At 67.4% G+C, this 555-nt stretch carries 1 protein-coding gene; it reads right to left on the bottom strand.

Annotation, left to right across the window (positions count from 1 at the left end; all coding sequences use genetic code 11):
* Positions 1 to 157 precede the first annotated feature (157 nt).
* Positions 158 to 555 (bottom strand): diguanylate cyclase (locus tag L6Q67_RS24280; RefSeq protein WP_296576308.1); only part of this gene is annotated, 398 nt, incomplete at its 5' end.

The following is a 555-nucleotide window of genomic DNA, read 5'->3' as shown; positions in this document are numbered from 1 at the left end:
ACGAAGAAGTCTGCGCCGATCTCCTGCACGTTCCCCCGCATTAGCGGGCGGGTCCGGCGATACGCACCCACAAGAACTCAGATGGATTGCCGCGGAATCCGAAAAGGCCTTGCAGGATGCGGCCCATGGCGGCCGGAAGCGTGCCGGCGCTGGCGGATCAGGCGGGGACGGGCTCCTGTGCGTGGAGCACGTGGCAGTTGCCGCCGAGTTTCTTGGCCTCGTACATGGCCGCGTCGGCGTTCTTGAAGAGGGTCTGAGGGGTCTGGGCGTCGGTCGGGAAGATGCTCACGCCGATGCTCGCCGATACCGGCAGGCCGCCGCTGTGGGTGTTGCTGCGGGCGACGGCGGCGAGCACCCGTCGCATGGTCTCGTCGATCTGCTCGATGTCGGTGATGCCGGTGACGAGCAGCACGAACTCGTCGCCGCCCCAGCGGGCCACGGTGTCGCCGGCCCGGATGGTGGCCTTGAGGTTGGCGGCGATGTCCTGCAGCACGTCGTCGCCGGCCTTGTGCCCGAGCTTGTCGTTGATGGGTTTGAAACCGTCGAGGTCGGCCA

Origin of the sequence: Zoogloea sp. (assembly GCF_023150065.1) — a bacterium.
Lineage (GTDB): Bacteria > Pseudomonadota > Gammaproteobacteria > Burkholderiales > Rhodocyclaceae > Zoogloea.
This window is presented reverse-complemented; position numbering and strand designations above follow the sequence as displayed.